This window comes from Stenotrophomonas sp. 2694 (genome assembly GCF_040548715.1).
Lineage (GTDB): Bacteria > Pseudomonadota > Gammaproteobacteria > Xanthomonadales > Xanthomonadaceae > Stenotrophomonas > Stenotrophomonas indicatrix.
This window is the reverse complement of sequence record NZ_JBEPSG010000002.1, coordinates 164691-181883: the sequence shown is the minus strand read 5'-3', so window position 1 is coordinate 181883 and position 17193 is coordinate 164691. Positions and strand designations below refer to the sequence as shown.

Annotated in this window: 18 protein-coding genes; 11 read left to right on the top strand and 7 right to left on the bottom strand. The window is 66.4% G+C overall.

All coding sequences use genetic code 11. The annotated features are described in order from the left end of the window. The first annotated feature begins 72 nt into the window (after window positions 1-72). From ABIA73_RS03610 to ABIA73_RS03585, 6 genes are read left to right on the top strand one after another with little or no spacing between them, the layout of a single operon-like run. Window positions 73-954, top strand: coding sequence for an SPFH domain-containing protein (locus ABIA73_RS03610; RefSeq protein ID WP_025873866.1), 882 nt, complete (start codon window positions 73-75; stop codon window positions 952-954). Window positions 955-999: 45 nt separating this feature from the next. Further along, window positions 1000-1179 carry a type II toxin-antitoxin system antitoxin gene (locus tag ABIA73_RS03605; RefSeq protein ID WP_005412615.1) on the top strand — a complete coding sequence of 60 codons (180 nt, stop codon included), beginning with the start codon at window positions 1000-1002 and terminating at the stop codon, window positions 1177-1179. Continuing rightward, entirely contained in the window at window positions 1176-1355 is a 180-nt protein-coding gene (locus ABIA73_RS03600) for a DUF4177 domain-containing protein (protein ID WP_025873867.1), read from the top strand. Before ABIA73_RS03605 ends, ABIA73_RS03600 begins: the two co-directional genes overlap by 4 nt. 2 nt (window positions 1356-1357) lie before the next feature. Further along, a complete protein-coding gene (locus ABIA73_RS03595) occupies window positions 1358-2647 on the top strand; it encodes an alpha/beta hydrolase (protein ID WP_279208284.1) in 1290 nt (429 codons plus the stop codon). Continuing rightward, window positions 2644-3237, top strand: a complete 594-nt coding sequence (locus tag ABIA73_RS03590; RefSeq protein ID WP_313116603.1) for a PH domain-containing protein — start codon at window positions 2644-2646, stop codon at window positions 3235-3237. The genes ABIA73_RS03595 and ABIA73_RS03590 overlap by 4 nt, the downstream gene beginning before the upstream one ends. A 9-nt stretch (window positions 3238-3246) precedes the next feature. Beyond that, window positions 3247-4056, top strand: a complete 810-nt coding sequence (locus ABIA73_RS03585) for a M15 family metallopeptidase (RefSeq protein ID WP_354275442.1) — start codon at window positions 3247-3249, stop codon at window positions 4054-4056. A gap of 262 nt (window positions 4057-4318) precedes the next feature. Here ABIA73_RS03585 and ABIA73_RS03580 read toward each other — a convergent pair whose 3' ends face one another. The 4 genes from ABIA73_RS03580 to ABIA73_RS03565 all read right to left on the bottom strand — a co-directional run bounded on the left by ABIA73_RS03580 (window position 4319) and on the right by ABIA73_RS03565 (window position 7998). Then, complete coding sequence (locus ABIA73_RS03580) at window positions 4319-4690, bottom strand: DUF423 domain-containing protein (RefSeq protein ID WP_025873872.1); 372 nt, start codon at window positions 4688-4690, stop codon at window positions 4319-4321. Between the two features lie 142 nt (window positions 4691-4832). Next, window positions 4833-5906: a polyketide cyclase gene (locus ABIA73_RS03575; protein WP_032975952.1), complete on the bottom strand. Its 1074-nt coding sequence runs from the start codon at window positions 5904-5906 to the stop codon at window positions 4833-4835. A gap of 245 nt (window positions 5907-6151) precedes the next feature. Next, window positions 6152-6793 carry a response regulator gene (locus ABIA73_RS03570; protein WP_025873873.1) on the bottom strand — a complete coding sequence of 214 codons (642 nt, stop codon included), beginning with the start codon at window positions 6791-6793 and terminating at the stop codon, window positions 6152-6154. After that, window positions 6793-7998 (bottom strand): sensor histidine kinase, encoded by a 1206-nt coding sequence (locus ABIA73_RS03565; protein WP_025873874.1) that lies wholly within the window; start codon window positions 7996-7998, stop codon window positions 6793-6795. The genes ABIA73_RS03570 and ABIA73_RS03565 overlap by 1 nt, the downstream gene beginning before the upstream one ends. Window positions 7999-8148: 150 nt before the next feature. Here ABIA73_RS03565 and ABIA73_RS03560 point away from each other — a divergent pair, with 150 nt between their 5' ends. Genes ABIA73_RS03560 through ABIA73_RS03540 form a run of 5 tightly spaced genes read left to right on the top strand, consistent with a single transcriptional unit; the run spans window position 8149 to window position 11187 of the window. Further along, entirely contained in the window at window positions 8149-8745 is a 597-nt protein-coding gene (locus tag ABIA73_RS03560) for a GNAT family N-acetyltransferase (RefSeq protein WP_025873875.1), read from the top strand. Continuing rightward, window positions 8691-9551 (top strand): septum site-determining protein MinC, encoded by an 861-nt coding sequence (minC, locus tag ABIA73_RS03555; protein WP_059063452.1) that lies wholly within the window; start codon window positions 8691-8693, stop codon window positions 9549-9551. The genes ABIA73_RS03560 and minC overlap by 55 nt, the downstream gene beginning before the upstream one ends. A gap of 36 nt (window positions 9552-9587) precedes the next feature. After that, window positions 9588-10397 carry a septum site-determining protein MinD gene (gene minD, locus ABIA73_RS03550; protein ID WP_025873877.1) on the top strand — a complete coding sequence of 270 codons (810 nt, stop codon included), beginning with the start codon at window positions 9588-9590 and terminating at the stop codon, window positions 10395-10397. Window positions 10398-10399: 2 nt separating this feature from the next. Next, window positions 10400-10660 carry a cell division topological specificity factor MinE gene (gene minE, locus ABIA73_RS03545; protein ID WP_005408532.1) on the top strand — a complete coding sequence of 87 codons (261 nt, stop codon included), beginning with the start codon at window positions 10400-10402 and terminating at the stop codon, window positions 10658-10660. Between the two features lie 47 nt (window positions 10661-10707). Further along, window positions 10708-11187, top strand: a complete 480-nt coding sequence (locus ABIA73_RS03540) for a hypothetical protein (protein WP_032975950.1) — start codon at window positions 10708-10710, stop codon at window positions 11185-11187. Between the two features lie 84 nt (window positions 11188-11271). On the opposite strand, the gene ABIA73_RS03535 is transcribed toward ABIA73_RS03540, so the two are convergent. The 3 genes from ABIA73_RS03535 to ABIA73_RS03525 form a co-directional block, all read right to left on the bottom strand. Then, a complete protein-coding gene (locus ABIA73_RS03535; protein WP_025873879.1) occupies window positions 11272-12510 on the bottom strand; it encodes a DUF819 family protein in 1239 nt (412 codons plus the stop codon). A 129-nt stretch (window positions 12511-12639) separates the two neighbouring features. Beyond that, window positions 12640-14718 (bottom strand): alpha/beta hydrolase family protein, encoded by a 2079-nt coding sequence (locus ABIA73_RS03530; protein ID WP_025873880.1) that lies wholly within the window; start codon window positions 14716-14718, stop codon window positions 12640-12642. A gap of 234 nt (window positions 14719-14952) precedes the next feature. Continuing rightward, complete coding sequence (locus ABIA73_RS03525; protein ID WP_025873881.1) at window positions 14953-16917, bottom strand: OPT family oligopeptide transporter; 1965 nt, start codon at window positions 16915-16917, stop codon at window positions 14953-14955. Window positions 16918-17193: the final 276 nt, after the last annotated feature.

Below are 17193 nucleotides of genomic sequence, written 5' to 3'. Positions count from 1 at the left end.
AGCCGACGAACGGTAGCCCGAATGTGATATCACTTTGATATCTTCAATTCGAACCCTCAAGGACGTACCGCCATGAAAGAGAAGTCGCTGTCCTCCCTCAACGGCCTGGGCGCGCTCGCCGGGTCCCTGGTCGTAGCCCTCGCCGGCGGCGCCCTGTTCGTGGCCGGGGTCGCGGCGAAGGCCAGCACCGGCTCGCCCAACGTGCTGCTGATTCTGGCCGGCCTGCTGATCGCTGCGCTGGCGCTGGTCGCGCTGGCCGGTCTGTACACCGTGCAGCCCAACCAGGCGGCGGTGGTCAGCCTGTTCGGCAAGTACGTCGGCACCGTCAAGGACAACGGCCTGCGCTGGAACAACCCCTTCTTCAGCAAGCGCCGCGTGAGCCAGCGCGTGCGCAATTTCGAGAGCGGCAAGCTGAAGGTCAACGAGCTGGACGGCAGCCCGATCGAGATCGCTGCGGTGATCGTCTGGCAGGTGGTCGACGCCTCCGAAGCGGTCTACAACGTGGACGACTACGAGAGCTTCGTGCACATCCAGTCCGAATCGGCGCTGCGCGCGATGGCTACCAGCTACCCCTATGACCAGCACGAGGACGGCCAGCTGGCGCTGCGCAGCCATGCCAGCGAGATCTCCCAGCACCTGAAGAACGAACTGGCCGAGCGCCTGGCCGATGCCGGCGTGCAGGTGATCGATGCGCGCATCAGCCACCTCGCCTACGCCGCTGAAATCGCCCAGGCGATGCTGCAGCGGCAGCAGGCCAACGCGGTCATCGCCGCACGCACGCGCATCGTCGCCGGTGCGGTCGGCATGGTCGAGATGGCGCTGGCCGAGCTGCAGAAAAACGGCGTGGTGCAGCTGGACGAGGAGCGCAAGGCGCACATGGTCAGCAACCTGTTGACCGTGCTGTGCTCGGACCGCGGCACGCAGCCGGTCGTCAACACCGGCTCGCTGTACTGAGCCACCCTCGCAACGGGGCGCCCCACCGCCCCGCCAGGAGTCTGCATGAGCGAGAAAAAAGCCTATCCGCTGCGCATCAACGCCGAGGTCCTGGCGGCCGCACAGCGCTGGGCGGACGATGAACTGCGCAGCCTCAACGCACAGATCGAATACGTGCTGCGCGACGCACTGCGCAAGGCAGGCCGCCTGCCGAAACCCAAGCCATCGCCGGAGGACAAGGAATGAGCAAGCGCTGGAGCTACCTGACCGTCGAGGTCAAGACATCCATGATGGGCCTGCAGAAGGCCGATGACATCCAGGCCGAACTCAGCCGCCAGGGCCAGCTGGGCTGGGAACTGGTCAACATCATCGTCCCGGCGCCAATGCGCCCGGCCCTGCTGGTCTTCAAGAAGGAGCTGTAACCATGAGCGCACGCCGCTCGTTGCTTGCTGTTTCCCTTGCCCTGTTGTCCGCCAGTGCATCCGCTGGCGAACCGCAGCAGGTCGCAGCACGCCTGCTCGATCACCTGCAGGCAGGGCGCACCGCCGATGCCGAGGCCATGCTGACACCGCAGATGGCCGCGGCCGTGCCTGCCGACAAGCTGCAGGGCCTGTGGCAGTCGCTGGGTGAACTGAAGCAGCGCGGCCCGGCGCACAGCAGTGAGCAGCAGGGCCTGCACCTGGTGGAAGTACCGTTGCAGTTCGCCAGTGGCGCGGTGATCGCGCAGGTGGCGGTGAACGGGCAGGACAAAGTAGCGGGCCTGCTGCTGCGCCCGGCCCCGGCCGCCAAGGCAGCGCCACCGCCGGCCGACGCGAACTACAGCGAAGCCGATTTCAGCGTGCCACAGGCACGCGGTGCGCTGCCCGGCACCTTGTCCCTGCCCAAGGGCAAAGGACCGTTCCCGGCCGTAGTGCTGGTGCATGGCTCCGGCCCACAGGATCGCGACGAAACCATCGGTGGCAACCGTCCGTTCCTGGACATCGCCCGCGGCTTGGCCGCCCAGGGCATCGCCGTGCTGCGCTACGACAAGCGCACCCATGCCCGCCCCCAGGACTTCCAGAGCGGCAGCTTCAACGTTGATGACGAGACCACCGACGATGCCATCGCAGCGTTGAGCGCGTTGGCGGCGGACCCACGCATCGACGGCAAGCGGATCTTCGTGCTCGGCCACAGCCAGGGCGGCATGCTCGCCCCGCGCATCGCCAGCCGCTGGCCACAGGCGCGCGGCGCGATCCTGTGGGCCGCGCCGGCGCGCACATTGCTTGAACTGCTGCCGGAGCAGAACCGCTACCTGCTGTCGCTGGACGGCTCGATCAGCGCCCCGGAGCAAGCGTTCCTGGACAAGCTCGACGCGCAGATCGCCGCGGCCCGCAGCGAAACTCTTGTGCCAGCCAGCGAACTGCCACTGGGCGTGCCGCAGACGTTCTGGAAAAGCATCGAAGCGGTGAACGCACGCGGCGACGCGGTTGCGCTGAAAAAGCCACTGCTGATGCTGCACGGGGGCCGCGACTTCCAGGTACCGGAAACGGATTGGGCACTGTGGAAAAAAGCCCTGGCCGATCGCCGGGACGTGCAATGGAAGGCCTACCCTGCCCTCAACCACATCGGCATCGCCGGCAGCGGCCCCAGTTCATTGAAGGAATACGCGCAGCCGGGCCACGTGGATGGGCAGCTGATCGATGACGTTGCGCGTTGGGTGGAGGCGCAGCGATGAGCGGCAGTGATGCACGCCCCTTCGAGGTTGCCGAGAGTTCTTCGCTGCGGGTGCTGTGGGTGCTGCTGCCACTGCTGGCGGTACTGGGCGTGGGCATGTGGGCACAGCTGCACGACAATCGCAGCGAGGCTCCCTGGATGGAGGTCACCCTGTCGCCGCCGTTCTTCCTGATGGGCGGCAGCGCGGCATGGAGCCTGGCGGTGATCGTGCTGATGGGCATCGGCCTGGGCTGGGCGTTCTTCCGTCGCCGGGTGGAGCTGGCAGGCAACGTGCTGGACGTGCGTTCAACCTTGTACCGTCGCCGCACGCCGGTGGCCGACCTGCTGCTGGACCAGGCCGAGGTGGTCGACCTGAGCCGTGATCGCCGCTATGGCATCCGTTTCAAGACCAACGGCTACAGCATGCCCGGCTTCTACTCCGGGCACTTCCGCCTGCAGGGCGGCGGCAAGGGCTTTGCCCTGGTCACCGACCGCGCACGCACGCTGGTGATTCCGGTGCGCGGCGGCAGCACCCTGCTGCTCAGCCTGGAGCGCCCGCAGGCCCTGCTCGAGGCGCTGCGCAAGGTGGCCGGCACGGCGCCACGGCAGTAAGCTGGATCGATGCACCGCACCACTCCGCTGTTGATCAATACCGAGACCGTCGAACTGTGGCCTGCACCGCTGCTGCGCGCGCGCAGCAATCTCGACGCCCGTCTGCTGGCCCGCGCGCAATGGGTACTGCGGCGCAAGCGCGATGGCCGCTACCTGGCGGCAGTACTGGCGCACGGTGTGCACTCGCTGGTGCCGCGCCTGCCACGCGAGCCCGGCGTGGAGGACGCGCTGGCCCTGCTGGATGGCGCACGGTCACGACCGTTCGGCGCTGCACTGGAAGACCAGTGGCTGCCGCTGGTTGGCCTGCAACAGTGCCTGCAGCAGCTGGGCCTGGATGCACAGCGCTATGCGCACGACAGCGGGCTGGCACTGGAAGCCGAGCCGTGCGTGCTGCACTGGGCCGGACGTGATCGCTTTGCCCGCCTGTTGTGGCTGCGCCGCGGTGCCGCGCAGGGCTGGCGACGGATGCGCCTGCATGCCGCCCGGGATGGAATTGCACTGGACGCGATCTCCGGCTTCCGCAGCCATGCGTATCAGCTCGGCATTTTCGAACGCAAGCTGGCGCGCGGGCAGAGCGTGCCGCAGATCCTGAAGGTCAATGCCGCCCCTGGCTTCAGCGAACACCACAGTGGTCACGCGCTGGACATCGGCACACCGGGGGATGCGCCGGCAGAGGAGACCTTCGAGGCGACGGCTGCGTTTGCGTGGCTGCAGGCCAATGCCGCGGCGCACGGGTTCCATCTGAGCTATCCGCGCGACAACCCGCATGGGATCGTCTACGAACCGTGGCACTGGTGCTGGAAACCGGCCAACGGCTGAGCCCCTCGTGGCAGCTGCTCGACTGCGGTCCTCGGGCTGGCCAGGAGGGTGGGCGGCGCAGGGGCCGCTGCAAGTACGTCCATGTAAGCTCGGGCGCGCCATCCATGGCGCTTACGCCCCTGCGCCGCCCACCCTCCCGGCCACGGACAGTTTCCGCGTGCGTCCGCCACGGAATTGAACAAACAAAAAAGCAAAGGCAGACGCGGGTCGCTGCGCTCGACCTCGGGCGTGGCCCGGCGCTACCAGTGCTTGGGCGTTGCGGCTAGCGCCGCAGCGCGTTGATCGCCAGCAGTACCCACCCGGCCATCAGCGTGGTGCCACCTACCGGCGCCAGCCGGGTCGGCCACTGCCACAGCGCACCGCCCACCAGGCTGCCGGAGAACAGCAGCACGCCCAGCAGCAACACGTACAACGCCAGATGCGCGATCGCGCCCTGCGCGCGGGGGCCGAGGGCGGCCAGTACCGCTCCATGGGCAAAGGCGTACAACGCCGCCATGTTCAGGTGCTGCTGCGCCAGCGGATCGGACACGCCATGCGCGGCATAGGCCGAGAGACCGATCGAGGCCGCTGCCAGCAGCGCCCCCAGGCAGGCCAGCAACGACGGTTTACGCGCGCGTCGTTCGGAATTGAACATGACAGCTCCTTGCGCAATGCCCGACACCGGGCTCGGGATGAAAAAAAACGCGCCGCGCCCGACACCGGGCTCGGGATGAAAAAAAACGCGCCGCAGGAAGCGGCGCGTTTTCGTGTCCAGCACTACATGGGTCAGCCGAGGCTTACTTGACGGCCCAGTAGATGTCGTACGTCGCTTCCGGGGTGAACGACTTGTCCACGCCGTCCTTCCAGGTTTCGTACGGACGGTCGATGACTTCGTTACCCGAGGTCACGGCCCAGGCGCGCAGGGCGCTGCGGGCAACGTCCAGGCCTGCCATGTGACCGGTGTAGGCCGCATGCGCCGAACGGTGCGGAGCAACGCGGACGTACTTGACCGGAGCGCCACCGTCGATCTTGACGGTCAGCTGTTCGGCCGGCACGCCTTCGGCACCCTTCTTCTTCACCGGCTGGGCGATGTCGAAGGCGTACTTCTCAGCACCGAAATCGGTGGTGATGATACGCAGCGGACCGGCGGCTTCCAGGCCATTGGCCTCGATCACGCGCTTGATCCACTCCTGGTTGTCCTTGATGGACTTGGTGATGGAATCCTGGCCACGGTCGACATTACCGGCGGTGACGACCAGCAGGTCTTCGGCCGGGACATCGACGATGCCCAGATCGGTCAGCGGGGCTTCGGAGGTGCGGTAGTCGACATTCGGCACGGTGGCCAGCATGTTCGCCAGGCGCGACAGACCCATCTTGATGTCATCGCCGATCTGGCGGCTGACATACAGGCCTGCGTAGCGACCGAACAGGTCAAAGCCATACTTCACCGAGTAGTCCTGGGTGATCTTGACGTTGCGACCGCCCTTGCCGGTCGGCTCCAGGGTGAAGGTGCTGACCTTGTCGTGACCCTTGGAGGCGTCGTCGATGGCGATAACAACACGCTTGTTCTCTTCGGCTTCGGTCACCTTCCAGGAACCGGTGCCCAGGTCCTTGGAGGTGTAGTCGAGAGTGGCACCGACGCCGGAGGCCGGGCCGGACAGCTTCAGTTCAACGGCGGGATCGCGCAGTACCAGCGGGTTCCAGTCCTTGAAGCGGCGCAGACTGCTGACCGTGTCGTACACGATCGTCATCTTGCGGTTGGTCTCGATGCTTTCGGTGATGTGACGCTCGCCCGGCAGACAGACGCCAATGATGACGAACAGGCCAGCCACGATCCCCAAGGCGATCAGGAACTCGATAATACGGGTCATTCAGAGAGTCTCCGGGGCCGATCCCACGGCCGGGTTGATTGAAGCGAAGCGCCAATCCTAGCAGGCTTCGCGGGCATTGGTTATCGGGATTGGCGCACCGGTTTCCGTGCCGGCTGCGCATTTGTATGCACAAAGAATTCGAAGGGTAACGCATCCGCGTACCCGGCATGTAGGGGGCAAGTGGGGGGCAACCCTGAATCCGGGCCCAGACTGCGTGCCAAGTCTTTGTCGCTAAAGGATTTTCCTCACACCAACTGGAGTTCAAACGCTTTCAGGACTGCACGCGTACGGTCACGTACGCCCAGTTTGGAAAGGATGTTGGACACATGGTTCTTGATCGTGCCCTCGGCGACCCCCAGCGAATTGGCGATCTCCTTGTTGGAGAAACCGCTGGCCATCAGCCGCAGGATCTCGGTCTCACGGTCGGTCAGCGGGTCGGGCCGGTCCAGGCTGACGAAGTCGTTGCGCATGTGCTCCAGCCCGGACAGCAGCCGCTGGGTCACCGCCGGCTGCACCAGTGAACCGCCATCGGCCACCGTGCGGATCGCCCCGACCAGCTGCGCCAGGGTCACGTCCTTGAGCAGGTAGCCCTTGGCACCGGCCTTGAGCCCGGCCAGCACCAGCTGGTCATCGTCGAAGGTGGTCAGGATGATGGTCGGGGGCAGCTGTTCCTGCCGTGACAGCACCTGCAGCGCCTCCAGCCCGGACATCACCGGCATGCGCATGTCCATCAGGACCACGTCCGGGCGGATCTGCGGGATCAGCTCGACCGCCTGGCGGCCATCGGCGGCCTCGGCCACCACTTCGATGCCGTCGTCGAGCGCCAGCAGCGAGCGGATCCCCTGCCGCACCAGGGTTTGGTCGTCGACCAGGCAGACGCGAATCATCAACGCACTCCTTCAGGAACCTGGGTAAGGGCCGCCAGCACCGTTGCCGGTACCGTCGCCCGCAGCCGGAAGCCTTCGCCGGGGCGGGTCTCCACCTGCAGCTGGCCTCCACATTGTTGCAGGCGTTCGCGCATGCCGCGCAAACCATTGCCCACATTGACCGTTTCCGCCCCGACACCGTCGTCGCGGGCCTCCACCACGACCTGGTCCGGGACCTCACGGTACACCCGCAGCCACAGGTGGCGGGCGCCGGCATGGCGCACCGTGTTGGTGATGATCTCCTGGGTGCAGCGCAGCAGCACGTGGGCCCGCTGCGGGTCTTCCACGTTCAGCGGCTCCTCGATCTCCAGCTGGATGTCCAGCGACGGCACGTGCTCGGTCAGCGGACGCAGCGCAGCGGCCAGGTCGATGGCGCCGGTCTCGCGCAGCTGGCTGACCACCTCGCGCACGTTGCCCAGCAGCAGCTTGGCCAGGGCATGTGAGCGCTTCACGTGCTCCAGCGCCTGGCCCTCGGCGAGGTGGCCGGCCACTTCCAGGTTCAGGGTCAGCGCGGTCAGCTGATGACCCAGCAGGTCATGCAGTTCACGCGAAATGCGGGTGCGCTCGTTCACCCGCGCGCTTTCGGCCAGCAGCGCACGGGTGGCGCGCAGTTCGGCATTCAGCCGGCGCTGCTCCTCGCGCGCCTCGGCCTGGCGGCGCGCAACCAGCGCGATCACGAACACGAAGCTGGAAAAACCCATGTAGCCGACGGCCTGCAGCACGGCGATGACCGGCGGGAAGCCCAGCGGCTGGATGTAGACCGGCAGCACGGCCAGGTTGCTGGCCACCAGCCACACCACCCCGATGCGCGGGCCCAGCAGCCAGGGCAGCAGGCCGGCCACCACCATCAGCAGGATGCTGCCCAGTGCGGTGCCGGAGAAATAGCTCACGCCGATCGCGCAGGCCGTCAGCAGGATCAGCGCGGCATGGTCGAAGAAGCCGGGCCGGCTTTCGCCCAGCGAGCGCGTCAGCACCCAGTACACGAAGCCGAAGGCCAGGTAGGCCGAGGCCCAGGGAATGATCCGGAAGCCGGCCTCGCCGTCCAGGCTTTCCAGTGTCAGCGACACCGGATCGATCAGGTAGATCGCAAGCCAAAGGCCGACGGTGCCCCAGGTGAACAACCCGGAGTAGCGCAGCATCGCATTGTGGTTGAGTCGGGCCAGCATGGCCCATCGTAGCCTGTGCGCGTCAGGGCCCAAGGGCATAAAGTCATGTTCGGTGCGGTCCCCTGTTCATGCCGCAGCCCACCCCGGGCATGCAATAATCATGCGCAGGGTCCGTACATGGGACCAACCGCGTTACCCCACGGAGTCACAATGTCGATTGTCATCCGCGACGTGCGCGAGCACGAGCTCGATTCCGTCCTGGCTTTGAACAACAATGCTGGCCTGGCCATCCTTCCCCTGGATGCCGAGCGCCTGCGCCTGTTCTATGCAACCGCTGAATATTTCCGCGTCGCCGAGCGCGACGGCAACCTGGCCGGCTTCCTGATCGGCTTCGGCAGCGACAGCCAGCACGACAGCAGCAATTTCGCCTGGTTCAAGCAGCACCTGGACACCCCCTTCTTCTATATCGACCGCATCGTGGTCGCCAGCCGCCGTCGCGGTGGTGGCGTCGGCCGTGCGTTCTATGCCGACGCCCAGAGCTTCGCCGAGCTGCGCTACCCGCAGATGACCTGTGAAGTGTTCCTGGACCACGGCGCCGATGCCGCCCTGCTGTTCCACGGCAGCTTCGGCTTCCGCGAGCTGGGCCAGAACACCATGCCGCAGGTGGACGTGCGCGCCAGCATGCTGGCCAAGGAACTGTGCAGCTTCCCGTGGGTGAATGAAACCTATGGCGGCAAGCTGCCTGATGTTGCATGGGCGCGCGACCGGCAGCTGCCGGCGCAGGCACAGCGGTCGACGGGGACCTGAGCGTGGCAGTGAATTTCGATTACGAACAGGCCGGTGAACTGAAGATCGGCCAGGTGGGCATCGCCAACCTGCGCATCCGCACCCTCGATGTTGAACGACTCGTGCAGGAAATGCAGGAGCGGGTAAGCCGCGCGCCGAAGCTGTTCGGCCGTGCAGCGGTGATTCTGGACTTCGGCGGCCTCAGCCAGGTGCCCGACGTGGCAACGGCGCAGGCGCTGGTCGATGGCCTGCGCGGTGCTGGCGTACTGCCGGTGGCATTGGCCTATGGCACCAGTGCGGTCGACCTGCTCTCGCAGCAGCTCGGCCTGCCGCTGCTGGCCAAGTTCCGCGCCCAGTACGAGCGCGCCGAGGCAGAACCTGCCCCGCCGCCGGCACCCGCACCGGAACCGCGCCGTGCCGCACGCGCCGAAGCGAAGGCCGCGCCGGCTCCGGCTCCGGCCACGCCGATGGGCAAGGCTGCCGATGCCGCCGCGCCACAGCCGGGCCGCATGCAGCTGGGCAACGTGCGTTCGGGGCAGCAGCTGTATGCGGAAAACTGCGACCTGACCGTGATGGCCACCGTCGGCGCCGGCGCCGAGGTCATCGCCGATGGCAGCATCCATATCTACGGAACCCTGCGCGGCCGTGCGCTGGCAGGGGCCCAGGGCAACACCGCGGCACGCATTTTCTGCCGTGATTTCCATGCGGAACTGGTCGCCATTGCAGGCCACTACAAGGTACTGGACGATGTACCGGAAACCCTGCGCGGCAAGGCCGTGCAGGTGTGGCTGGAACAGGACCAGATCAAGATCGCTGCGCTGGACTGATGCAGCACCTCAAACAGAATCATCAGGAGAAGTCCTTTGGCTGAAATCATCGTAGTCACCTCCGGCAAGGGCGGCGTCGGCAAGACCACTTCCAGCGCAAGCCTGGCCTGCGGCCTGGCAAGGCGTGGCAAGAAGGTGGCGGTGATCGACTTCGACGTCGGCCTGCGCAACCTCGACCTGATCATGGGCTGCGAACGCCGCGTGGTGTACGACTTCGTGAATGTCGTGCACGGCGAAGCCACCCTCAAGCAGGCCCTGATCAAGGACAAGCGCTTCGACAACCTGTTCGTGCTGGCTGCCTCGCAGACCCGCGACAAGGATGCACTGACCCAGGAAGGCGTGGGCAAGGTCCTGAAGGACCTGGCTGCCGACGGCTTCGACTACATCATCTGCGACTCCCCGGCCGGCATCGAGAAGGGCGCCTTCCTGGCGATGTACTTCGCCGACCGTGCGGTGGTGGTGGTGAACCCGGAAGTGTCCTCGGTACGCGACTCGGACCGCATCATCGGCCTGCTCGATTCGAAGACCCACAAGGCCGAATCCGGCCAGGACGTGCCGGCCTTCCTGCTGCTGACCCGCTACACCCCGGTGCGCGTGGAAAGCGGCGAGATGCTCAGCATCGCCGACGTCGAGGAGGTCCTTGGCCTGAAGGCGATCGGCGTGATCCCCGAATCGGGCGACGTGCTCAATGCCTCCAACAAGGGCGAGCCGGTCATCCTGGATGGCGAATCCGCTGCCGGCCAGGCCTATGACGACGCCGTCGCACGCATCCTCGGCGAAGAACGCCCGATGCGCTTCACCAACGTCGAGAAGAAGGGCTTCTTCAGCAAGCTGTTCGGAGGGTAAGCATGGGCCTGTTTGATTTCCTCAAAGCGAAGAAGACCACCGCCGAAACCGCCAAGAACCGCCTGCAGATCATCATCGCGCAGGAGCGCAGCCACCGTGGCGGTCCCGACTACCTGCCGCTGCTGCAGCGCGAGCTGCTGGAAGTGATCAAGAAGTACGTCAACATCGACGTCGATGCAGTGAAGGTGGACCTGGTCAAGGATGGCCAGCACGACGTGCTGGACATCTCCGTGGCGCTGCCTGAAGGCCCGGACAAACCCTGACCCCCCTGCCCCGCCCGTGCCTGCATGGGCGGGGCTGCCTGACCCGCATGACTGATACCACGCCCGAACCGAACGTTACCCGCGTCGGCGACATCGCCTTCGCCGATGCCCAGCGCCTGCTCGCTGCACATGAGCTGCGCCTGCATCACGTTGCGGCCGGCGAGCCGATCCCGGGCAGTTACTGGGGCGAGCCCGAGGCGGGCATCATCGCCAGCGACGTCTACGTGCGCGATGACACGCCGGTGCATTCGATGCTGCACGAAGCCTGCCACCTGATCGTGCTGCCACCGGAGCGGCGCGCGCAGGTGCATACCGACGCCACCGATTCGGTGCCCGAAGAAGACGCCACCTGCTACCTGCAGATCGTGCTGGCCGGGCACCTTCCCGGTGTCGGCAGTGAGCGGCTGATGGCCGACATGGATGCGTGGGGGTATACGTATCGGTTGGGGTCGACGAAGGCGTGGTTTGAACAGGACGCCGAAGACGCAAAGGCCTGGCTGATCGAACGCGGCTTGCCGGTGGCATAACGCATCGGTAGCGCCGGGCCATGCCCGGCGGCATGCACATCCGCCGCGATGCGGTTCGCCGGCATGGCCCGGCGCTACCGTGGGTCACGTGGCCAGCGCGCGCAGGGTGATGCCGACCACATACGCCAGATAGGTGCCGGTGGCATAGCCCATCGTGCCCAGCAGCACGCCTACCGGCGCCAACGCCGGATGGAACGCAGCGGCCACCACCGGTGCCGAGGCCGGGCCGCCGATGTTCGACTGCGAACCGATGGCGAAGTAGAAGAACGGCACCTTCAACAGCTTGCCCAGGCACCACAGCAGCACGATGTGCACGCTGATCCAGATGATGCCGAGCAGGAACAGCCACGGGCGATCCAGCAACGCCAGCAGATCCATCTGCATGCCGATGCAGGCGATCAGGAAGTACAGCAGCAGCGAGCCCAGGCGCGAGGCGCCCGCGCCTTCCAGCGTACGTGCACGGGTGAAGCTGAGGCCCAGGCCGAGCGTGGTCGACAGCACCACCACCCACACGAACGGCGCATCCAGGCTGAACTGCGATGCCCAGCTGACGTGGACCTTGAACCACGCCGCCAGCGGCGCGCCGATGGCATGGGCCAGGCCGACGCCACCGAAGGCCACGGCCACGATCAGCATCAGATCGGTCAGGCTGGGAATCCGCTCGTGCTCGGCCTGGAAGCGTGCGATGCGCTCCTTCAGCTCGTCGATGGCGGAGGTATCGGCACCGCTGCGCGCATCGATCTTCGCCGCGCGCCCAGCCATGAAGATCAACGCCGCCATCCACACGTAGCCAACACCCACATCGACCACCGCGAACTGGCCGAACGTGGTCGCGTTGACATCGAACACTTCGCGCATGGCCAGCATGTTGGCACCGCCGCCGATCCAGCTGCCGGCCAGCGCCGCCATGCCGGCCCAGGTATCACCGGCGACGGTATCGGGATGGATCGCACGCATCACCAGGAACGCGACCACGGCACCCAGCATGATGCTGGCCGAGGCGCCCAGGTACATCAGCACCAGCTTGGGCCCCAGCCGCAGGATGCCCTTGATGTCGACCGCCAGAGTCAGCAGGATCAGCGCCGCCGGCAGCAGGATGTCACGCGCGACCGGGTTGTACAGCTTGGTGTTCTGCCCGTCGATCAGGCCGAACGTGTTGTAGATGCCCGGCAGCAGATAGCACAGCAGCAGCGCCGGCACGAAGGTATAGAAGCGCTTCCACAGGCCCTGCTCGCGCGAAGCGGTCCAGAACACGGCGCCAAGGGTGGCGGCGATCAGGCCGAAGACGACGATGTCGTTCTGGATCAGGGCAGTCGAGGGCATGCAGGCATCCTGGTAGTGCCGGCCGCTGGCCGGCAACCCCATGTAGGTAGGTCGCAACGTGCAGTTGCCGGCCAGCGGCCGGCACTACCGGAAAGCCGCGCGCCGCCACAAGGGCGGCGCCGGCATCGCTTACTCGCCGATGTGCTGCTTCAGCCAGGCGTTGACGGTGTCATGCCACAGGATGCTGTTGTTCGGCTTCAGCACCCAGTGGTTCTCGTCCGGGAAGTACAGGAACTTCGACTCGATGCCCTGGCGCTGGGCCGCGGTGAAGGCAGCCAGGCCCTGCTCGACCGGAATGCGGAAGTCCTGCTGGCCGTGGATCACCAGGATCGGCTTCTTCCAGTCAGCCACGTGGTTGACCGGGTTGAACTTCTCGTAGTTCGCCGCCTTCTGGTACGGCGTGCCGCCCTGCTCCCACTCGGTGAACCACAGTTCTTCGGTGGCATAGCCCATCATGCGCTGGTCGAACACACCGTCATGGTTGACCAGGCACTTGAACGGGCTGTTCCAGTTGCCGGCGATCCAGTTGACCATGAAGCCGCCGTAGCTGGCGCCCAGTGCGCAGGCCTTGTCACCGTTGAGGAAGTCGTACTTCTTCAGCGCCGCGCTCCAGCCCTTCTGCAGGTCTTCCAGCGGACGGTCACCCCAGTGCTGGCTGATCGCATCGGTGAAGGCCTGGCCGTAACCGGTGGAGCCGTGGAAGTCGATCATCACCACAGCGTAGCCCTGGCCTGCGTACGTCTGCGGGTTCCAGCGGTAGCTCCAGCCATTGCCGAAGCTGCCCTGCGGGCCGCCATGGATCAGGAACGCAACCGGGTAGGACTTGCCTTCCTGGTAGTTGTGCGGCTTGACCACATAGCCGTGCACGGTGTCGTTGTTCCAGCCCTTGAACTCGAACTGCTCGTAGTCGCCGAAGCTCACATCCTTCAGCACTTCGCCAGCGGCCGGGGTCAGTGCGCGCAGCGCGCCGATCGGCTCGCCAGCGGCCGGCAGCAGGCCGACCAGCACCTGGTCGTTGCTCTTCAGGCTGTTGCGGGTGATGGCCACGCTGTTGCCGGCCACGTCGACGGCGGTGACGCTGCCATCGCCGATCAGCTTGGTGGCCTTGCCGCTGGCCACGTCGATCTGGAACAGCGGGTGTTCGCCGAGGTCGTCGGCGGTGGTGTAGATGCTGGCGCCGTCGGCGGACAGGGTGATGCCGCCGGCCGAACGGTCCCACTGCGGCGCGATCTCGCGCGTCTTGCCGCTGGCCAGGTCCATCGCCATCAGGCCGAAGCGGTCCGCCTCGAAGCCCGGGCGCTTCATCGCGCGGTAGAACAGGGTCTTGCCGTCGCCGCTGAACACCGGGCCGGCATCCCAGGCCGGGTTGGACGCGGTCAGGTTGACCGGCGCCTGCTTGCCCGCAGCATCGAAGCGGTACAGGTCGAAGTTGGTCGACCACGGCTCCTGCTTGCCGGCCACGCGGATGCTGGCGACCACGCTGCTGCCATCCGGCGACCAGGCGAAATCGTCATTGCCACCGAACGGCTTGGACGGAGCGTCGCCGTCGATGGTCGCGCTCAGCGCCGAAGCGCCCTTGACCGCACCGGCCTTGGCTGCCGGCAACGGGGCGACGAACAGGGTGTTGCGGCGGCCGTCGTTCCAGGTATCCCAGTGGCGCACGAACAGCGAATCGAAGACCTTGCCGCTGGCCTTGGCGCCTTCCACGTCCTTCAGCTTCTTTTCGGTGCAGGCCAGGTCCGAGGCACAGGCCTGGAACACGCCGGCGCTGAACAGCACGCGGTCGTCCTGCGGCGACACGTGGTAGCTGTCCACGTCCACCGGGAAGTCGGTCAGCTGGCGCGGGGCGCCGCCACTGATCGGCTGTGCGTACAGCTGCTGGCTGCCGTTCCTGGCGCTGAGGAAGTACACGGTCTGGCCATCGGCCGACAGCGATGCAGAGTTGACGTTCCAGCCAGCCGGCGTGATCTGCTTCGGCGGTGCCGCGTCGCGGGTGCGCAGGTTGCGCGCGAACAGTGCGGTGCTGGCCTTGAGGTTGGCATCGGTGCTGCGCTTGGCGAACACCACGGTGCCGCCGTCGGCGGTCAATACCGGCGCGGAGACGCGGTCCATGGCCACCATGTCGCGGACTTCCAGGCCACGGGCAGCGGCGACGCTGGGCAGGGCAGCCAGCAGGCTCAGTGGCAACAGGGCATGAAGCAGTTTCATCGGGGTCTCCGCAGGACGGCAAAAAACCGATGGTAGGCCTGCGCGGCCGGGCCTGCCAAGGCCATCGGTCATGGCCGTGGCTGAGCTGCCGCCAGAAAAAGCAAACCGCGCCGTAGCGCGGTTTGTCGGAGGTCGGGGTCGGATCCGATTCCATGGGAATCGGCTCTGACCCCAGACGCTGCCAGCATGGGGTCAGAGCCCTTCCCTGCGGGAAGGGATCCGACCCCGTGGGCGTCATGCCACGGCGCGCTTGCCGGTGCGGTAGATCAGCCAGCCGACCAGGAACAGCACGGCCAGGCCGATCCACTGCGCGGCCGGCAGGTGGAACGGCACGGCCAGCACGTCGGCACGGCTGCTGACCACGATCGGCACGGCGATGGCGATACCCATCAGCGCCTCGCCGGTGATCAGGCCGGCAGCGAACAGCACGCCCGGCTTGTGCACGCGGTCGCGGCCCTCTTCGTCATCGGCGCGCACCTTGTGGAAGCGCTCGACCAGGTAGGAGATCAGACCACCGAGGAAGATCGGCACCATCAGTTCCAGCGGCAGGTAGATGCCGATCGCCGCGGCCAGCACCGGCACGCGGAAACGCGAGTTGCGCGACTTCAGCCAGCTGTCGAACGCGATGATGGCGGCACCGACCACGGCACCGATGCCGATGAAGGTCCACGGCAGCTCGCCACCGAACAGGCCCTTGGCCACCGACGCCATCAGGTTGGCCTGCGGTGCGGCCAGCGCATTCGGGTGCAGCTCGGACTTGACGCCGATGCCGTAGGCGGTGGCCAGCAGGTTCAGCACCGGGGCCATGATCAGCGCGCACGAGAACGCGCCGATGCCCAGCATCAGCTGCTGCTTCCACGGGGTGGCACCGACGATGTAGCCGGCCTTGAGGTCCTGCAGGTTGTCGCCACCGACGGCGGCGGCACAGCACACCACCGCGCCGATCATGATCGCGGCCACCGCACCCAGCGGCGCACCGAAGGCACCGACCGGCTGCAGGCCATCCTTGCCCAGCAGCAGCACCAGCACCGCCGAAGCGAACAGGATGGTGGAGATGGTGATGCCCGAGACCGGGTTGTTGGACGAACCGATCAGGCCGGCCAGGTAGGCCGACACCGAAACGAACAGGAAGCCGGCGACGATCATGATGAGGGTCATCGGGATCGACACGTGCCACTGGCCGACGATGGCCTGGTACAGCGCCAGCAGCGGCAGGGTGAACACCACCAAGGCCACCAGCATCCACTTCATCGGCAGGTCGCGCTCGGTGTGCGCCAGCACCGGGCCACCGCTCTTGCGCGCGGCCGCAAAGCCACTCTTGACGCCGTTGAGCAGCGACTTGCGCAGCGAGATCAGGGTCCAGATGCCGCCGATCAGCATCGCGCCGACACCGAGGTAGCGCATCTTCGCGCCCCAGATGGCGAACGCCGCTTCGGTGGACGAGGCGGTGGCGATCGAGGCGGCCAGCGCCGGATCGGTGTTCATGAAGAACGCCTGGTAGATCGGGATGGCGATGTGCCAGGTCAGGATCGAGCCGGACACCACCACGATGCCGACGTTGAGGCCGACGATGTACCCCACGCCCAGCAGTGCGGGCGACAGGTTGGTGCCGATGAAGGCGGTGACCTTGGAGCTGCCGACATAGGCCGAGGTGGCCCAGGCGTCCGGGATCAGGCGCATGCCGCTTTCCGCGGCCAGCTTCACGAACGCACCGATCACCGCCGACAGGCCGAGGATCTTCAGGCCCGGGCCGGGGTTCTCACCGGCCTTGAGCACTTCGGCCGCAGCCTTGCCTTCGGGGAACGGAAGCGGATCTTCGACGATCATCGAACGGCGCAGCGGCACCGAGAACAGCACGCCCAGCAGGCCACCGAGACCGGCGATGCCCAGCACCCACCAGTACTTGAAGTCCGGCCAGTAGCCCATGATCACCAGCGCGGGGATGGTGAAGATCACACCGGCGGCGATCGACGAACCGGCCGAGGCGCCGGTCTGCACGATGTTGTTCTCAAGGATCGAACCGCCACCCAACAGGCGCAGCACGCCCATGGAAATGACCGCGGCGGGAATCGCGGTGGCGATGGTCAGGCCTGCGAACAGACCGAGGTAGGCGTTTGCGGCCGACAGCACCACCGCCAGCACGATGGCCAGGACCACCGCGCGGAAAGTGAGCTGCTTGGGCGCAGCGTCATGGTTCATGAAAGCCCCTGCTGGCAAAAAATCCCTGTCACGCTAGCGTTCAGGGGGCAGCAAGTCCAGTGCGGTTCGGGAGGGGTGCGGTCGGGCGGCCAGTGAGATAGTCGCTTTTGGCCAAACTCGGCCAACGCATCAAGCGCATCAGGCACATTCCAGGGAGCTAGCGGGTCTCGCGGTTTCCTTGCCCTGCATGGGCCAGGCCAGCCGCCACCGCAGCGCTCCAGGCGACACAGTTTGAAGTGTCTCAACTGCCCATGCATCGTGTTCACGATCTGCAGC

Coding starts and splice junctions, on each gene's coding strand:
- ABIA73_RS03605 (WP_005412615.1), top strand. CDS start 1,000: ATGAGCGAGAAAAAAGCCTATCCGCTGCGCATCAACGCCGAGGTCCTG.
- ABIA73_RS03580 (WP_025873872.1), bottom strand. CDS start 4,690: ATGTTCAATTCCGAACGACGCGCGCGTAAACCGTCGTTGCTGGCCTGC.
- ABIA73_RS03530 (WP_025873880.1), bottom strand. CDS start 14,718: ATGAAACTGCTTCATGCCCTGTTGCCACTGAGCCTGCTGGCTGCCCTG.
- ABIA73_RS03560 (WP_025873875.1), top strand. CDS start 8,149: ATGTCGATTGTCATCCGCGACGTGCGCGAGCACGAGCTCGATTCCGTC.
- ABIA73_RS03575 (WP_032975952.1), bottom strand. CDS start 5,906: ATGACCCGTATTATCGAGTTCCTGATCGCCTTGGGGATCGTGGCTGGC.
- minE (WP_005408532.1), top strand. CDS start 10,400: ATGGGCCTGTTTGATTTCCTCAAAGCGAAGAAGACCACCGCCGAAACC.
- ABIA73_RS03540 (WP_032975950.1), top strand. CDS start 10,708: ATGACTGATACCACGCCCGAACCGAACGTTACCCGCGTCGGCGACATC.
- ABIA73_RS03590 (WP_313116603.1), top strand. CDS start 2,644: ATGAGCGGCAGTGATGCACGCCCCTTCGAGGTTGCCGAGAGTTCTTCG.
- ABIA73_RS03585 (WP_354275442.1), top strand. CDS start 3,247: ATGCACCGCACCACTCCGCTGTTGATCAATACCGAGACCGTCGAACTG.
- ABIA73_RS03600 (WP_025873867.1), top strand. CDS start 1,176: ATGAGCAAGCGCTGGAGCTACCTGACCGTCGAGGTCAAGACATCCATG.
- ABIA73_RS03610 (WP_025873866.1), top strand. CDS start 73: ATGAAAGAGAAGTCGCTGTCCTCCCTCAACGGCCTGGGCGCGCTCGCC.
- minC (WP_059063452.1), top strand. CDS start 8,691: ATGGGCGCGCGACCGGCAGCTGCCGGCGCAGGCACAGCGGTCGACGGG.
- ABIA73_RS03570 (WP_025873873.1), bottom strand. CDS start 6,793: ATGATTCGCGTCTGCCTGGTCGACGACCAAACCCTGGTGCGGCAGGGG.
- ABIA73_RS03525 (WP_025873881.1), bottom strand. CDS start 16,917: ATGAACCATGACGCTGCGCCCAAGCAGCTCACTTTCCGCGCGGTGGTC.
- ABIA73_RS03565 (WP_025873874.1), bottom strand. CDS start 7,998: ATGCTGGCCCGACTCAACCACAATGCGATGCTGCGCTACTCCGGGTTG.
- ABIA73_RS03535 (WP_025873879.1), bottom strand. CDS start 12,510: ATGCCCTCGACTGCCCTGATCCAGAACGACATCGTCGTCTTCGGCCTG.
- ABIA73_RS03595 (WP_279208284.1), top strand. CDS start 1,358: ATGAGCGCACGCCGCTCGTTGCTTGCTGTTTCCCTTGCCCTGTTGTCC.